Genomic DNA, 17,065 nt, shown 5'->3' on the forward strand with positions numbered 1-17,065 from the left:
GTCAAGGCGGTCTGAGAGCATTGCGGCAAGCGCAACATCTGCACCGGGTCGTTGCAGGAAGTGAAAGATGGAGCATCGCGAACTGGAGTTGTTCCTGCATCTGGCGCGCACTCTGAACTACGGGCGCACCAGTCTGGAGTGTCACGTCAGCGCGGCCACGCTGACCCGGACCATCCAGCGGCTGGAGGCGCGGGCGGGTGCGCGACTGCTCGACCGCGGGCCGCGGGGCGTCGTACTGACCCCGGAGGGCCAGCGCTTCACGTCGTACGCCGAGCACGCTTTGGAGCTCTGGGAGGACTACAGGACTGGGGCTGACGAGGCGGCTGAGCTGGCCGGTGAGCTTCGGATCTTTGCGACCGTGACTGCCTGCCAGGCGCTCCTGCCCGACCTGCTGGCGCCTTTGCGGGAAGCGCATCCGCAGATCCGGCTCGACATCCGCACCGGCGATGCGGCGGCCGCGCTGGCCCGGCTCGACGAAGGCGAGGTGGACGCGGCGGTCGCGGGCATCCCGAAGCGGCTGCCGCAGACGATGGTGACTCGGACGGTCGCGGTCACCGACCTCGTCCTGGTCACCACGGATCCCACGGCAGACGGCCCGTTCGTCGTACCGGCCCGTGGCCTGGTGCGCGAGGCCGCCTTCCGCTGGTTCCGACGTCGAGGCATCAAGCCGGCGATCGCGGCCGAGCCGGATGGGCATGAAGCCCTACTTGCGTTGGTGGCACTGGGTTGTGGCACCGGCATCGTGCCTCGCCTGGTCCTCGAGTCCTCGCCCTCGGCCGGCCGCCTGATCGAGCTCCCCGCCGACCTCGAGCCGCTCACGATCGGCCTTTGCGCCCGCCGGGCCGACCTCCGCAAACCGCTGATCGCGGCCCTCTGGGGACTGACCTGAAGTACGCGCGGAGAAGCCGGATCTCCTCCGCGCGCACTGCTTCAGGACTCCAGACCGACGGCCTTCAACGGATTCGGCCAGGCTTGGAGGGCGGCACGCAACGTCGGGTCCTGGACGGTTGCCAGGGCTTCGGCGTACGCGTCGGTGATGACGTCGGCGATCTGCACCGGCGTCCCAAGAGACGCAGACCGTACGGCGGCCTCCACCATCGCGACGCTGACGACGTTCGAGTGCACCTCGGACTGCGGGACAGTCGACTCCCGGACCGCGTCGACGAACTCGGCCAGTGAGCCCGCGATCTGCTCGGGTTCGTCCAGCAATGCGGCCGGCAACGCCTCACCGGACTCCAGTTCGGCGACCGGTGGGTTGTCGCCGTCCCAGGTCGCCGTACCGCCGGCTGCGCTGGCTCGCCAGCCGCCGTTCCACGACGTCTCCAGGCCGGGCGCGCACCAGCTTCCGGTGAAGGCGAAACGGGTGCCGTCGGCAAACTTGAAGATCGCCGATGCCGCGGCGCTCCCGTCGAACCAGCTCCAGTCCGGGTTGTAGGACTCGCAGTACACCGAGACCGGTTCGGAGCCGATCAGCTTGCGGGAGAGGTCGAACTGGTGAATCGCCATGTCGACAAGCAGCGGCTCTGCCATCCGCTCCCGGAAGCCGCTGAAGTGCGGGGCCTTGAAGAACTCGCACGACAGCGACCCGATCCGGCCGAGCTCGGCGATCTGCCGGCCGAAGGCGTTGCCGGCCCGGAAGTAGCGCCGGGACTGCGACACCATCAACAGCTTGCCGCTCACCTCGGACGCGGCGACCATCCCCAGGCACTCGCGGACGGTCTCGGCCAGCGGCTTCTCGCACAGCACCGGAAGCCCACGCAGCAAGGCCTCCACGCTCACCTTGGGATGCGCGACCGGCACCGTGACGTCGATGACCGCATCCGCCCGGTCGGCCAGTTCGCCCAGCGACGCGGCCACCGGTACGGCGCCGTACCCGTGCTCGTCGGCCGCCTTCCGGGCCACGTCGACGTCGAGGTCGACCAGACCGACGAGGTCGACATCAGGATTGTCGGCAATCGTCCGGAGCCAGGCCCGGCCCATGCCGCCGGCGCCGACCTGAAGGAGGCGCAGGGGTTCAGGCATCGGCAGGTTCCTCGATCGGGCCGGTGTAGCCGTGACCGTTGAAGAAGTCCTCGGTCTCGTAGCGAAGGAGCGTCGGCACCTTCCGCTCCGGCAGGTCGGTGTTCACCCAGGCGACGCCGTTCGCGATCACCTTGCGGACGTCCTTGTGGTGGTAGACCGGGTAGTCCTGGTCGCCCGGCGAGAAGTAGAAGATCTTGCCGTGGCCGCGGCGGAACGTGCAGCCGGACCTGAACACCTCGCCGCCGCTGAACGACGAGACGAAGACCAGTTCGTCCGGCACCGGGATGTCGAAGAACTCGCCGTACATCTCCTGCTGCTCGATGATGATCGGGTGCGGCACGCCCTGCGCGATCGGGTGCGTCGGGTTCACCGTCCAGACCAGCTCGCGGTCCCGCTCACTGCGCCAGCGCAGCGTGCACGACGTCCCCATCAGCTTGCCGAAGATCTTCGACCAGTGCCCGGAGTGCAGTACGACGAGGCCCATCCCCGACAGCACGTGCTGGTAGACCCGCTCGACCAGCGCGTCGTCGACCTCACCGTGGGCCGCGTGCCCCCACCACACCAGGACGTCGGTCCGCGCCAGCACCTCCTCGGTCAGGCCGTGCTCGGGCTCGTCGAGGGTCGTCGTGGAGACCGACGCCTCGGCGCCGAGGTTGTCGCTGATCCCGGCGGCGATGGTCGAGTGCATGCCGTCGGGGTAGATCTCGGCGACGTGCGGCTCGACCTGCTCGTGCCGGTTCTCGCCCCAGACGAGTACGCGAATCGTCATAGTTACCTGTCCTTAGAGAGTTATTTGACGGCTCCGCCGATGGCGCCGGCGGCGATGTACTTCTGCGCGGCGACCAGCAGCACGATGGCCGGGATCGCCGAGAGCACCGCGGTCGCCATCACCGCGTTCCAGTTCTGCACCTGGGTGCCGAGGTACTGGTAGATCCCGAGCGTCACCGGCCGCACGCCGCCCTTGGTGGTCAGCGTCAGCGCGAACAGGAAGTCGCTCCAGGAGAAGAGGAAACTGAACAGTCCCGCGGTGATCAGCGAGTTCTTGCTGATCGGCAGCACGATCGCCACGAACGCGCGGAACAGCCCGGCGCCGTCCACCCGCGCGGCCTCCACCAGCGACGGCGGCAGCGAGAGCATGAACGAGCGCAGGATCAGGATCGCGAACGGGATCCCGCTGCTGCAGTTGGCCACGATCAGGCCCGGGATCGAGTTCAGCAGCCCGAGCCGCTCGTACGCCGTGTAGAGCGCGTTGGCGATCACGATGCCCGGGATCATCTGCGAGATCAGGATCGCCAGCAGCCCGACCGACACCCAGCGGGACCGGAACTGCGAGAGCGCATACGCGCACGGGGTCGCGATCGCCAGGCTGAGCACCACGGTGCCGGCCGCGATGATCATGCTGGTGACCAGGTTGCCGCCCTGCTCGCTGAGCGCCCGCCGGTAGCCGGCGAACGTCGGGTCCAGCGGCAGGAAGCCGGCGGTCAGGGTGTTGCCGGACTGCTGCAGGGACGCGTTCACCATCCAGTAGACGGGGAACAGCATGACGCACAGGATCAGTACGCCGATCACGGTGTGGACACCGCGACGGACGGTCGAGTCGGTCATCGTCGTACCCCTTCCTACTCGTCGACGGCGCGCCGGGTGCTGCGCAGGTAGAAGATCGCGAACAGGAACGAGATCGCGATCAGGATGTTGCTCAGGGCCGCGCCCTCGCCGAACTTGAAGTCGATGAACGACCGCTCGTACGACTGGGTCGCCAGCGTCTGGGTGGCGTTGGCCGGACCGCCGCCGGTGAGGCCGAGGATGATGTCCAGCACCTTGATCGTGTAGACCACGCCGAGCATCAGCAGCACGCTCGCCACCGCCCGCAGGTTCGGCCAGGTGATGTACCAGAACGCCCGCCAGCCGGTGGCGCCGTCCAGCTGTCCCGCCTCGTACAGCTCGTCCGGGATCTCGCTCAGGCCGGAGTACAGCAGCGTCACGTTGAACGGGATGCCGATCCAGATGTTCACCCCGATCACCGCGATCAGCGCGACCGACGGCGAGTTCAGCCACGGCACCGGGCTGTCGATGATGCCGAGCCCGGTCAGCGTGCGGTTCAGGATGCCGCTGTCCTGCTCGAGGATCGACCGCCAGGTCGCGCTGGACACGATCAGCGGCAGCAACCACGGCAGCAGGAGCAATGAGCGCAGTACGCCGCTGAGCGGGAAGCGCCGGTGGAAGAACAGCGCCAGCCCGAGCCCGATGACGAACTGGAACGCGATCGACCCGATGGTGAACAGTGCCGTGTTGACCATCGCCTGCGAGAACAGGTTGTCGGTCACCACCGTGGTGTAGTTCTTCAGCCCCACCCACGGCGCGTCCCCGGTGAAGAAGGTCCGCAGGCCGTAGTCCTGCAGGCTCATCATGAGGTTCTTCACCACCGGGTAGCCGAACAGCGCCACCATCGCCAGCGCGGCCGGCAGCACGAACAGGACCTTGGTCAGGTCCTCACCCCGGTGGCGCCGGCCCCGGAGCCTGCGAACAGGCTCCGGGCCGGACGTCTGCGTCGTACGCGTCAAGGTCGCGTGCGCCATCGCGATCAGCCGCCGGAGGCCTGCTTGAAGGCGTCCTGCGCCGAGGCCTTACCGGTCAGCGCCAGCTGGATGGCCTGGTAGATCACCTTGGCGGCCTCCGGCCACTTGTCGCCCAGCTTGCCGGTCCGGGACCGGGCGGTCTTGACCTGCTCGGTGAAGGCCTTCATCGACGGCACTTCCTTGACGTACTGGTCGAGCAGCGCGGTCTTGGTCGGGATGGTGAACCGGGCCTTCGCCCAGGCCAGCTCGTTCTCGTCCGAGTTCAGGCACTTCACGAAGTCGGCGGCCTTCTGCTGCTTGGCCTGGTCCTTGTTCAGCGGGACGGTCCAGGCCTCGCCACCGAGCGGGGCGACCGGGGTCTGATCCGGCTTGTTCAGCGGGAACGTGACCACCTCCCACTTCACGTTCGGGGTCTTCTCCAGCGACGGGATCTGCCACGGCCCGTTCACCATCATCGCGGCCTTGCCCGCCACGAACTGGTCCTTCACGTCGCCCTGGGTCCAGTTGATCACGCTCTTCGACGCCGACCCCGACTGGACGAGATCCACCCACAACTGCAGGGCTTCGGAGACCTGCGGGCTGGTCAGGTCGGTCTCGTCGCCGCCGTTGGTCCACATCGCCGGCAGGAACTGCCACGAACCCTCGTACGTCGCGTTGGCGTTGAAGGCCATGCCGTAACGGCCGGGCTTGGTCAGCTTCTTGGCCGCGGCCTTCAGCTCGTCCCAGGTCTTCGGGGGCTGGACGCCGGCCTCCTGCAGCATCTGCGTGTTGTAGAACAGCGCGATCGTGTTCGTCACCGGCGCCAGTCCGTAGAGCTTGCCGTCGTACGACGTCGCGTCGACCATGCCCTGAATGACTCCGTCCCCAGTCAGGCCCATGTCGTTCAGCGGCGCCAGTGCACCGGTCGCGGCGATCTGCTGCACGTCCGGGTTGTCCAGCATCAGGACGTCCGGCAGCGTCTTCGACGACGCCTGCTGCAGCACCTTCTGGATCAAGGTGTCACCAGGCACCGTCTCCCGCTGAATGGTGATGCCGAGCTTGCTCGCGCACGCATCGAGGCCCTTCTGGACCAGCGACTTGTCCGGGTCGTTGTTGTAGTAGTCCAGAATCGTGAGGCTCTTGACGGTGTCGCCGGACGAGGCCGAGGACTGGTCGCCGCCGTTGTCACCACAGGCGGCCAGCACGAGCGACAGGGCCGTCGCACCCGCCAGCGCAGCGGTGATCCGCTGACTGATCATGACTTGCGCTCCTTCGGAGGGGATGGTCGGAGGCCACTCCGGATGCGTTGATCAAAACGCTTAACCGCAGGCCGCCGATTGTGGGCCGTTCACTTGTGGGATTTTCGGTAAACCGCTTAACTGAGGTGTCCAAGGACTATGTTCCTTGGGTCACACCGGTGTCAATAGCTCAGAGGGGACCGAGTCGAATGGTGACCATGAAGGACGTCGCCCAGCGCGCCGGTGTGTCGATCGCGACCGTGTCCTTCCTGCTGAACGACACCAAGCCGGTGACGGCGGCCACCCGGGAGCGGATCGAGAAGGCGATGGCCGACCTCGGCTACCGCCGCAACGTGGTCGCCCGGGCGCTGGCCAGCCGGCGGACGCACATCATCGCGATGGCGTACCCGGCGCTGGACCACAAGTTCGGCTTCTCGGCCGCGGAGTTCTTCACCAGTGCCGCCGACGCGGCGCGCGAGCAGGACTACCACCTGGTCCTCTGGCCGGTCGGCAACGACGGCACCGAGCTGACCGAGCTGCTCGGCCAGGGCCTGGTCGACGGCGTCGTGCTGATGGAGGTCCAGCTGGACGATCCCCGCGTCACGGTCCTGCAGGAGGCGGGGATGCCGTTCGCGCTGATCGGGCGGACCAGCACGCTCGAAGGGCTGTCCCACGTCGACATCGACTTCGACCGGACCGTCGAGGATGCGGTCGAGTACCTCTACGGCCTCGGGCACCGGCGGCTGACGCTGATCTCGGGCAACCTCAACGACCCGCTGTTCAGCACCTACGGCCCGTACGTCCGATCCGAAGCGGCGTATCGCCGGGTCGCCGCGGAGTACGGCCTGGAGACCGTCGTACTGGAAAGCTCCGGTTCCACGATGGCCGGCCAGGAGGCGATGGCTCGCCTGATGCGCGACCATCCGGACACGACCGCCGTACTGATCGTCAACGAGTTCGCCGCGCTCGGCGCGGTCGCCGGCCTGCACCGCCTCGGGCGCCGGGTCCCGGAGGACATCTCGGTGCTGCCGTTGCTGATGGCGCCCGAGATGGCTGCCCTCACCAACCCCGAGCTCACCATCATGCGCACCCCCGGCCCCGAGCTCGGCCACCTCGGCACCGAAGCCCTCATCCGCCAGCTGGAAGGCGCCGACCCCCTGCCGCCTCAGCTGGTCCCCGCCAAGCTCCACCCCGGCGCCACGACGGCCCCACCGCCCAGCTAGGCCGCCGCTCGGCGCTCGCTACACAGCGTCTCCACACCTCTCTCCTCCTATGTCTTTTCAGGTCCTGCCTCGCGCCCGAGGCGACTACGTAACGTCAGTTAGTAGTTTGCCCTTGACCCGCTGTGGTGGTGTGGGTAACTTTCGCGTCGCGGGGGAGCGCCTGTAATTCAATAACCTGTAGGGGGTCTGTCATGTCCGCCTTGCGCCGATCGAGCCTCGCCGGCCTGGCCTTCGCAACCGCGATGGCCGGGGTCGGAGTCTCCACCGCCGCCAGCGCTCCACCACCCGACCCGATCGGGAACGACCAGGCCGCCCAGCTCGGCCGCACCATCCAGCGGATGTCGCTGGAGGAGAAGGTCGGGCAGATGTTCGTGCTGTTCGCCTACGGGCCGAACGCCAACCAGCCCGACGCCCGCAACACCAGCCTGTACGGCGTCGCCACGCCGGCCGAGGTGGTCGCCAAGTACAAGCCGGGCGGCTGGATCTACTTCAACGCCCGCGGCAACGTGGTGAACCCGACGCAACTGGCGACCTACTCGAACCAGCTCCAGCAGACCGCCACCAGCGTGGGACTGCGGGTCCCGCTGACGATCGCGACCGACCAGGAGCAGGGCGTCGTGGTCCGGATCGGCCCGCCGGCCACCCAGTTCGGCGGCAACATGGCGCACGGCGCGACCCGGAACACCGCCGACGCGCGGACCGCCGCCGGCATCACCGGCCGCGAGCTGAAGGCGATGGGCATCCGGCAGGACTACGCCCCGGTCGCCGACGTGAACGTGAACGCGCTCAACCCGGTGATCGGCGTCCGCTCGTTCTCCAGCGACCCGACACTGGTCTCGGACATGACCGTCGCGCAGGTGCAGGGCTATCAGCGCGACGCCGGCATCATGGCGACCGCGAAGCACTTCCCGGGCCACGGGGACACCCGCGACGACAGCCACAACTCGCTGCCGACGATCAACCACACCCTGGAGGAATGGAACACGATCGACGCGCCGCCGTTCAAGGCCGCGATCAAGGCCGGCATCGACTCGATCATGACCGCGCACATCGTGGTCCCGGCGCTCGACCCGTCCGGCGACCCGGCGACGCTCAGCAAGCCGATCCTGACCGGCGTCCTGCGCGAGCAGCTCGGGTTCAAGGGCCTGATCATCACCGACGCGCTCGAGATGGCCGCCGTCCGCCAGCAGTACGGCGACGCCGAGGTCGCGGTCCGCGCGATCGAGGCCGGCGCGGACCAGCTGCTGCTGCCGCCGGCGCCGGACCTGCAGTTCAACGCGGTCCTCGACGCGGTCCGTTCGGGCCGGATCAGCGAGAAGCGGATCGACGAGAGCATGCTGCGGATCCTGCTGATGAAGCTGAAGAACGGCGTCCTGTTCGACCCGTATGTCGACCCAGCCCAGATCCCGGCCAAGGTCGGCACTCCGGCCAGCCTGGCGACGGCGCAGACGATCGTCGACAAGAGCGTCACGCTGGTCAAGAACGACGCGAACGCCGTACCGCTCAGCTCCGACCCGCGGAAGATCCTGGTCACCGGGTGGGGCGTGAGCACGACACAGTCGCTGGCCAACAGCCTTGCCACACGTGGAGCCACGACAACGGTCGCGCAGACCGGCGCGGCGCCGTCGGACGCGGCGATCGCGGATGCCGTGGCCAAGGCTCAGCAGAACGACGTCACCGTCGTACTGACGATGAAGGCCTGGGACACCACGGTCACGGACAAGCTGGCCAAGCAGCAGAAGCTGGTGAAGGACCTGCTCGCCACTGGCAAGACGGTGATCGTGGTCGCCGTACGCGATCCCTACGACATCGCGTACTTCGACGCGGCGCCGACGTACCTGGCCACCTACGGGTACGCAGCGGTGTCGATGGAGTCGCTCGCCAAGGCGCTGTACGGCGAGATCAAGCCGACCGGCAAGCTGCCCGTCGACATCCCGGTCGCCGGTGACCCGGCGACGCCGCTCTACCCCTTCGGCCACGGACTGACCTGGTGACGATGGAGTTCACCCGCCGCCAAACCCTCGGCCTCGCCGCAGCCGCGGTCGCCGGCACGACTGTTGCCGGCACCGCGACCGCGCACGCGGGCAGCGACCGCTGGGTCCGCGAGACGTTGCGCCGGATGACACTGGAGCAGAAGGTCGGCCAGCTGTTCGTCTGCTACGCCTACGGGCCGACAGCGGACACGGTCGACCCGCGCAACACCAGCCTGTACGGCGTCGCCACGCCGGCCGAGGTGGTCCGCAAGTACCACCTCGGCGGGGTGATCTACTTCGCCTGGACGGACTCGACCAAGGACCCGCAGCAGATCGCCCGGCTCTCCAACGGCCTGCAGAGCGCGTCGATCGGCAGCACCGGGATCCCGCTGCAGATCAGCACCGACCAGGAGTACGGTGTGGTGTTCCGCGTCGGACCGCCCGCGACACAGTTCCCGGGCGCGATGGCGCTGGGCGCGACGCGGTCCGGGCAGTTCGCCCGGCTGGCGGCCGGGATCGGCGGCCGGGAGTTGCGTGCGGTCGGTGTCACCACCGACTTCGCGCCGGTCGCCGACGTCAACGTGAACCCGCTGAACCCGGTGATCGGGGTCCGCTCGTTCTCGTCCGACCCCGGGCTGGTCGCCGAGCTCACCGCCGAACAGGTGAAGGGCTACCAGCGCGACGGCCGGATCGTGTCGACCGCGAAGCACTTCCCCGGTCACGGTGACACCCGGGACGACAGCCACACCTCGCTGCCGACGATCAACCACACCGTCGAGGAGTGGAACACGATCGACGCGCCGCCGTTCCGGGCCGCGATCCGGGCCGGGATCGACTCGATCATGACCGCGCACATCGTGGTTCCGTCGCTGGACGCGTCCGGCGACCCGGCCACGCTGAGCCGGCCGATCCTGACCGGGATCCTGCGCGAGCAACTGCGCTTCGACGGCGTCGTGATCACCGACTCGCTCGGCATGAAGGGCGTCCGGGACAAGTACGGCGACGCGGAGATTCCACTGCGGGCGCTCGAGGCCGGTGTCGACCAGCTGCTGATGCCGGTCAACCCCGAGCTGGCGTTCAACTCGGTGATCGGCGCCGTCCACGCCGGCCGGATCAGCGAGGAGCGGATCGACCAGAGTGTCGAGCGAATCCTGAAGCTCAAGCTGAAGACCGGAGTCGTGGATCGCCCGTATGTCGATCTGGCGCAGGTCGCGAAGGTGGTCGGCACGCCGTCGAACTACGCCGCCGCGCAGCGGATCGCCGACCGCAGCACGACGCTGCTGAAGAACGACGCGGGCATGGTGCCGCTGTCACCGGCGCCGCGGAAGATCCTGGTCGCCGGATACAGCCCGACGGCCCTCGGGACTGCGCTCCAGGGCCGCGGCGCGACGGTGACCGTCAAGGACACCGGCTCGACGCCGACCGATGCCCGGATCGACGAGGCGGTGGCGGCGTCCGCGGCTGCCGACCTCACCGTCGTACTGACGATGAAGGCCTGGGACACCACCGTCACCGACAAGCAGGCCAAGCAGCAGAAGCTCGTCAACACGCTGCTCGCGACCGGGCGGCCGGTGATCGTGGTCGCCGTACGGGATCCGTACGACGTCGCGTACTTCCCCACGGCCAAAACCACGCTGGCCACCTACGGGTACGCGGCGGCGTCGATGGAGGCGCTGGCCAAGGTCCTGTACGGCGAGCTCGCGCCGACCGGGAAGCTTCCGGTCGCGATCCCGGCGCAGCCTGACCCGGAGCAGACCCTGCACCCGTTCGGGCACGGGCTCACCTTCGACCCGCGCGACACCCGGCTGACCGTTGCCTCGTACAACATTCATGCCGGCGCCGGGTCGGACAACGTGTTCGACCTGGACCGGACCGCGCAGGCGCTGAAGGCGCTCGACGCCGACGTGATCGGCCTGCAGGAGGTCGACGTGCACTGGGGTGCGCGCAGCGAGTGGCTGGACACCCTGGCCGAGCTCGCGACCAAGCTCGGGATGTTCTCCGGATTCGCGCCGATCTACGACCTCGACCCGCCCGCGGCCGGCCAGCCACGCCGGCAGTACGGCGTCGGCGTCCTGTCCCGCTTCCCGCTGGTCCGGATCGAGAACCACCCGATCACCCGGCTCTCGACGCAGGACCCGAACCCGGTGCCGGCCCTGGCGCCCGGCTTCCTGGAGGCCGAGCTCGACGTCCGCGGCCGCCGGGTGCACGTGTACTCCACGCACCTGGACTACCGCGCCGACCCGTCGGTCCGGCAGGCCCAGGTCGCCGACACGATGAAGATCCTGGCGCGCGACCGGCGGAAGGACCTGCAGATCCTGACCGGTGACCTCAACGCCGAGGCAGACGCTCCCGAGCTCGCCGGGCTGTGGACACGCCTGACCGACTGCTGGACGGCGGCCGCCTCGACGGCCGGCGGCCCCAGCACCTACCCGGCGGTCGATCCGGTGAAGCGGATCGACTTCGTCACCGTCGGCGCGGGGCTCCGCGTCCGGCACGCCGTCGTACCCCCCGAACAAGCGGCCAGTGACCACCGCCCCGTGGTGGCCGACCTGTTGTTCCGCCCGTAATGCCTTTGCCTGAAGGAGAAGACCGATGAAGCGCCGCAGTTTGCTCGCGGGCGCCGGTGCCCTGGCCGCCGCCCCCATGATCGACGTACCGGCGGCCCAGGCCGGCCCGACGCCCACCAGGCGCAAGACGATGACGGGTGCGGAGGTGCTCGCCGCCGACGGCTGGCGCGCGCTGGCCGGCCAGAAGGTCGGCGTGATCAGCAACCCGACCGGCATCCTGCCCGACCTCAGTCACATCGTCGACACGATGCACGCCTCGGGGCAGGTTAACGTGGTCGCGGTCTTCGGCCCCGAGCACGGCTTCCGCGGGTCCGCGCAGGCCGGCGGGTCCGAGGGCGACCACGTCGACCCGCGCACCGGGATCATGGTCTACGACGCGTACGGCGCGACCGCGACCAAGCTCGCCGACCTCTACACCAAGTCCGGCGTGGAGACGGTCGTCTTCGACATTCAGGACGTCGGCGCCCGGTTCTACACCTACATCTGGACCATGTACGAGGCGATGATCGCGGCCACCCGGACCGGCGCGAAGTTCGTCGTGCTGGACCGGCCGAACCCGGTCGGCGGGTACGCGCGCGGCCCGATGCTCAAGCCCGGGTTCACCTCCGGCGTGGGCAAGGAGGAGATCATCCAGCAGCACGGGATGACCGTGGGCGAGCTGGCCCAGCTGTTCAACGCCGAGTACCTGCCGCTGGACGCCGACGGCAAGCGGCTGACGGAGCTCCAGGTCATCCAGGTGAAGAACTGGAAGCGGGACCAGCTGTACGACGACACCGGTCTGACCTGGGTGATGCCGAGCCCGAACATGCCGACCCCGGACACCGCGCTGCTCTACCCGGGCATGTGCCTGTTCGAGGCGACCAACATGTCCGAGGGGCGCGGTACGACGCGGCCGTTCGAGCTGATCGGGGCGCCGTACATCGACTACAAGTGGGCCCAGGAGCTGCAGAAGAAGGACATCCCCGGGGTCGCCTTCCGGGAGGCGTATTTCACGCCGTTCATCTCGAAGAACGCCAACGTGCTGTGCGGCGGCGTCCAGGTGCTGATCACCGACCCGCACAAGGTGGAGGCGATCACCGCCGCGACCCACATGATCGTGGAGGCGCGCAAGCTCTACCCCGGCTTCGCCTGGCGGACCGAGAACCCGCCCGGCCGCTGGATCGACCTGCTGACCGGGTCGGACCGGTTCCGGACCATGCTGACCGCGGGCGCCTCGGCCGAGGAGATCGTGGCGGCCTGGCAGCCCGAGACCGATGCGTGGACCGCGCGGCGGGAGCAGTACCTGCTCTACAAGGGAGCACACCGGTGAGACGTGTCCTCGGAATCGCGGTAGTCTCCACCGTGATGCTCGCCCTGACCACCCCGGCGGTTGCCAACGGCAACAGATCTGGCCGGTTCGACCGGCCGTATGACGGCTACGCACCGAAGACGACTCTCTTGCGCGAAACCACCCCGGCGAAGGCCGGTCTCGACCCCGCGCCGATCGACGCGGCGCTGGCCCAGGTGGACGCCTGGACCAGGCCGAACGGCACGGTCAAACCCCTGTACGCCGGCGCGGTCACGCTGCTCGGCCACGACGGCAGGATCGTCACCAAGACGGCCACCGGGATGGCGCTCAAGTACGCCGACGGCGCCGGAACCGAGCTGCCCGCGGACCAGCAGATCCCGATGCGCACCGACACGATCTTCGACATGGCGTCGGTCTCCAAGCTGTTCACCTCGATCGTGGTGATGCAGCAGGTGGAGAAGGGCAAGGTCGGGCTGGACACGCCGATCGCGTCGTACGTCCCGGAGTTCGCGGAGAACGGGAAGCAGGCGATCACGGTCCGGCAGGCGCTGACCCACACCACCGGGCTGCCGGCATGGCTGCCGTTGTGGAGCGCCCAGCCGGACCCGGCCTCGCGGATGCACATGGCGCTGACCGCGACCCCGACCAGCCCGGCGGGGACGAAGTACCTCTACAGCGACCTCAACCTGATTGCGCTGGGCGAGCTGGCGCACCGGGTGACCGGCAAGACGCTGGACAAGCTCGTTGCCGACGGCATCACCAAGCCGCTGCAGATGCGCGACACCGGCTACAACCCGGACGCCAAGAAGAAGCCGCGGATCGCGGCCACCGAGTTCCAGTCCGCGCCGCCGCGCGGGATGGTCTGGGGTTCGGTGCACGACGAGAACGCCTGGTCGCTGGACGGCGTCGCCGGTCACGCCGGGGTGTTCAGCACCGCGGACGACCTGGCGATTCTGGCCCAGACCTTCTTGAACGGCGGGAGCTACCGCGGCGCCCGGATCCTCAAGGAGTCCTCGGTGACCGCGATGATCACCAACTTCAACGGCGCCTTCCCGGGCAACGACCACGGACTCGGGTTCGAGCTCAACCAGCGCTGGTACATGAACGGCCTGTCCGGCCCGCGCACGGCCGGCCACACCGGGTACACCGGGACCTCGCTGGTGATCGACTTCGACTCGCGCTCGTTCGCGATCCTGCTGACCAACCGGGTGCACCCGAGCCGCAGCTGGGGCAGCAACAACCCGGCCCGGCGGGCCGTCGCGCAGGGGCTGGCGCTCGCGCTCGGCGTCGGGCCGCGGCACGGCAAGGACGCCTGGTTCTCGGGTACGACGGACGGCGCGACCACGACCCTTTCTGCGCAGGTCGCCGTACCGGAGGGTGGGGCGAAGCTGGCGTTCGACATGTTCGTGGACACCGAGGAGACCGACCTGCTGTACCTGGAGACCTCGGCGGACGGGACCACCTGGACGAAGGTGCCGTTCACCGTGCTGGACCGGGGATCGGTGATCGACCACGACGGCGCGATCAGCGGCTCCGGCGACCGGCACTGGCACCAGGTGTTCGCCGAGCTTGCGGCCGGTGAGCAGACGGTCCGGTGGCGTTACACCTCCGACGCGTTGTACCAGGGCCGGGGCGTGTACGTCGACGGTGTGAAGATCACGAGCCAGAGTGGTGTTCTTCTCGACGGAGAGCGAACGCCTGAGTCATTTACCGCCAACGGTTGGAGACTTTCGCGTCGGTGACACCACTGGGTGGTAAGTCGCCGTACCGTGCTGTCATGAACTCAGTTTCCTCTCCAGAACCCACGGGGCCGCTGCTGGTCCGGGTCCGCGCGGTGATGCCCGCGCTGGCGCCGGCCGAGCAGCGGGTGGCGAACGCGGTCCTCGCGGACCCGGGCGGAGTGGCGGCGATGACGATCTCCGAACTGGCCGAGGTGGCGTCCACCTCGGAGACCACGGTCATCCGGTTCTGCAAGCAGATCGGCGTCCCCGGCTACCCGCAGCTCCGCCTGCAGCTGGCGGCCCAGTCGGCGCAGGAGAGCGTCCGGCCCGAGGTCGGCGGCGACATCGAGCCCGGTGACTCGCTGGCGGACGTGATCAACAAGGTCGCGTTCGCCGACGAGCGGGCGGTCCGCGAGACCGCGCAGCAGGTCGACGTCGACGCCCTGGCCAAGGTCGTCGAGGCCGTCGTCAACGCGCCACGGGTGGACCTGTACGGCTTCGGGGCGAGCGCCTTCGTGGCGCTCGACCTGCAGCAGAAGCTGCACCGGATCCGCCGGGTCGCGTTCGCCTGGTCCGACGTCCACGTGGCGCTGCCCAGCGCGGCGCTGCTCGGCGACGGCGACGTGGCGATCGGCATCTCGCACACCGGTACGACGGTCGAGGTCGTCGAGGCGCTCGAGGAGGCGGCCAAGCACGGCGCCACCACGGTCGCGGTGACCAACTTCCCCCGCTCCCCGCTGGCCCGGACGGCGGACCTGGTGCTGACCACGGCCGCCCGTGAGACGACGTACCGCTCCGGAGCCATGTCGAGCCGGATCGCGCAGCTGACGGTGATCGACTGCCTGTTCATCGGGGTCGCCCAGCAGGTGCTGCCGGACGCCCGGAAGGCGCTCGAGGAGACCGCGAGCTCGGTGCGCGGCCACCGGCTCAAGGGCTCGGAGTGAGCACGTCAATCATTTCCGTCAACGATCAACAGAATTGAAAATCCTTCAGTAGGAAACTAACATCGGAGCTGTGACCACGCCGACGGAGCAGCGCAACCCCAGGACGCTCGCCATCGATGCGGTGGGCACGACCGAGATCCTCCGGATGGTGAACTCCGAGGACGCCCGGGTGGCCGGCGCCGTCGGTGTCGTCATCCCGGAACTGGCCCGTGCAGTGGACGCCGGAGTCGAGGCGGTCCGCAGCGGCGGCCGGGTCCACTACTTCGGCGCCGGCACCTCGGGCCGTCTGGCCGTCCTGGACGCGGCAGAGCTGCTCCCGACGTTCCACGCGCCCGAGGGCCTGGTGGTCGCCCACCACGCCGGCGGCATGGACGCGCTGCTCCGCGCGGTCGAGAACGTCGAGGACTCCGAGGAAGGCGGCGCGCTCGACGCGAGCACCGTCACCGCCGCGGACCTCGTCATCGGCCTCGCAGCTTCCGGGAGCACGCCGTACGTCGCCGGAGCGCTGAAGGCCGCGCGAGCGGTCGGGGCGACCACCGTCCTGGTCACCTCCAACCCCACCGCACCACTGGCGCCGCTGGCCGACATCGTGATCGCCGCCGACACCGGCCCCGAGGTGATCGCCGGCTCCACCCGGCTCAAGGCCGGCACCGCCCAGAAAATGATCCTGAACGCCTTCTCCACCACGCTCATGATCAAACTCGGCCGCACCTGGTCCAACCTGATGGTCGACCTCGTCGCCACCAACCAGAAACTCCGCGGCCGCATGCTCCGCATCCTCGCCGAAGCCACCGGCGCCGACCCCGAAGCCTGCGAGTCCGCCCTCGCCGAAGCCGACGGCGAGCTCAAACCCGCCCTCGTCCACCTCCTTACCGGCACCCCCATCCCCGCCGCGAGAGCCGCCCTGGAAGCCGCCCACGGCCGAGTGGCCACCGCCCTAACCACCTTGGGTGCCCCCGCCTAACACCGCCCAAGGACGCCGCTCCGCGGCGGCAGTCTTCTGGCGCCTCCGGCGCGGCGCGGACCGGCGTCCCGCGTGCTGTGGACGGCGCGATGGAGATGGGGTGGGTAGGTAGGAAGCACGCGCCTTCGACGGCGGCTGTCTTGTGGCGCCTTCGGCGTGGGCGCTCACCGGCGTCGCGTGTGCTGTGGATGGCGCGAGGGAGATTGAGTCGGCTGGCGGATAGGACACCGCTGCGCGGCGGCTGTTCCTCTGGCGCCTCCGGCGCAGCCGCGGCCGGTGTCCCGCGTGTCGTGGATGGCGCGGGAGAGATGGGGTGGGTGGTAGGAAGGACGCGCCTTCGGCGGCGGCTGTTCTTCTGGCGCCTCCGGCGCGGCCGCTTAGCGGTCTCAGGGGTGCTGTGGATGGCGCGAGGAGCGGACTGTGGGGCGCGGCTCCGGGCTGCTTGATGGTGCTGGTCGTGGGGGGGGGGGGGGGGGGGGGGGGGGGGGGGGGGGGGGGGGGGGGGGGGGGGGGGGGCGGGCCGGGGGGGGCCCCCCCCCCCCCGCCGCCCGGGCCCCGCGCCCCGCGCGG

At 69.2% G+C, this 17,065-nt stretch carries 13 protein-coding genes; 8 read left to right on the top strand and 5 right to left on the bottom strand.

The window, feature by feature from the left end:
- The first annotated feature begins 67 nt into the window (after positions 1-67).
- Positions 68-889, top strand: coding sequence for an HTH-type transcriptional activator IlvY (gene ilvY / locus ACIBGM_RS28410; protein WP_396387236.1), 822 nt, complete (start codon positions 68-70; stop codon positions 887-889).
- Between the two features lie 41 nt (positions 890-930).
- On the opposite strand, the gene ACIBGM_RS28415 is transcribed toward ilvY, so the two are convergent.
- Genes ACIBGM_RS28415 through ACIBGM_RS28435 form a run of 5 tightly spaced genes read right to left on the bottom strand, consistent with a single transcriptional unit; the run spans position 931 to position 5,836 of the window.
- Entirely contained in the window at positions 931-2,022 is a 1,092-nt protein-coding gene (locus ACIBGM_RS28415; RefSeq protein ID WP_396387237.1) for a Gfo/Idh/MocA family protein, read from the bottom strand.
- Entirely contained in the window at positions 2,015-2,791 is a 777-nt protein-coding gene (locus ACIBGM_RS28420; protein WP_396387238.1) for a ThuA domain-containing protein, read from the bottom strand. Before ACIBGM_RS28420 ends, ACIBGM_RS28415 begins: the two co-directional genes overlap by 8 nt.
- A 20-nt stretch (positions 2,792-2,811) precedes the next feature.
- Complete coding sequence (locus ACIBGM_RS28425) at positions 2,812-3,627, bottom strand: carbohydrate ABC transporter permease (protein ID WP_360535748.1); 816 nt, start codon at positions 3,625-3,627, stop codon at positions 2,812-2,814.
- Positions 3,628-3,641: 14 nt separating this feature from the next.
- A complete protein-coding gene (locus ACIBGM_RS28430) occupies positions 3,642-4,598 on the bottom strand; it encodes a sugar ABC transporter permease (protein WP_360535750.1) in 957 nt (318 codons plus the stop codon).
- A 5-nt stretch (positions 4,599-4,603) separates the two neighbouring features.
- Positions 4,604-5,836 (bottom strand): ABC transporter substrate-binding protein, encoded by a 1,233-nt coding sequence (locus ACIBGM_RS28435; RefSeq protein WP_360535752.1) that lies wholly within the window; start codon positions 5,834-5,836, stop codon positions 4,604-4,606.
- Between the two features lie 197 nt (positions 5,837-6,033).
- On the opposite strand from ACIBGM_RS28435, the gene ACIBGM_RS28440 reads away from it, so the two are divergent.
- The 7 genes from ACIBGM_RS28440 (at position 6,034) to murQ (ending at position 16,495) form a co-directional block, all read left to right on the top strand.
- Positions 6,034-7,038 (top strand): LacI family DNA-binding transcriptional regulator, encoded by a 1,005-nt coding sequence (locus tag ACIBGM_RS28440; RefSeq protein ID WP_360535754.1) that lies wholly within the window; start codon positions 6,034-6,036, stop codon positions 7,036-7,038.
- Positions 7,039-7,229: 191 nt separating this feature from the next.
- Entirely contained in the window at positions 7,230-9,032 is a 1,803-nt protein-coding gene (locus ACIBGM_RS28445; protein ID WP_360535756.1) for a glycoside hydrolase family 3 protein, read from the top strand.
- A gap of 2 nt (positions 9,033-9,034) precedes the next feature.
- Positions 9,035-11,578 (top strand): glycoside hydrolase family 3 N-terminal domain-containing protein, encoded by a 2,544-nt coding sequence (locus ACIBGM_RS28450; protein WP_360535770.1) that lies wholly within the window; start codon positions 9,035-9,037, stop codon positions 11,576-11,578.
- 25 nt (positions 11,579-11,603) lie between these two features.
- Positions 11,604-12,887, top strand: coding sequence for a DUF1343 domain-containing protein (locus ACIBGM_RS28455; protein WP_360535758.1), 1,284 nt, complete (start codon positions 11,604-11,606; stop codon positions 12,885-12,887).
- On the top strand, positions 12,884-14,608 hold the full coding sequence (locus ACIBGM_RS28460; protein WP_360535760.1) for a serine hydrolase: 1,725 nt from the start codon (positions 12,884-12,886) through the stop codon (positions 14,606-14,608). Before ACIBGM_RS28455 ends, ACIBGM_RS28460 begins: the two co-directional genes overlap by 4 nt.
- 35 nt (positions 14,609-14,643) lie before the next feature.
- Positions 14,644-15,531 carry a MurR/RpiR family transcriptional regulator gene (locus tag ACIBGM_RS28465; RefSeq protein WP_360535762.1) on the top strand — a complete coding sequence of 296 codons (888 nt, stop codon included), beginning with the start codon at positions 14,644-14,646 and terminating at the stop codon, positions 15,529-15,531.
- Between the two features lie 70 nt (positions 15,532-15,601).
- Complete coding sequence (murQ, locus tag ACIBGM_RS28470; protein WP_360535764.1) at positions 15,602-16,495, top strand: N-acetylmuramic acid 6-phosphate etherase; 894 nt, start codon at positions 15,602-15,604, stop codon at positions 16,493-16,495.
- The last annotated feature ends 570 nt before the right edge of the window (positions 16,496-17,065 follow it).

The organism is Kribbella sp. NPDC050470 (assembly GCF_044458365.1).
GTDB lineage: Bacteria > Actinomycetota > Actinomycetes > Propionibacteriales > Kribbellaceae > Kribbella.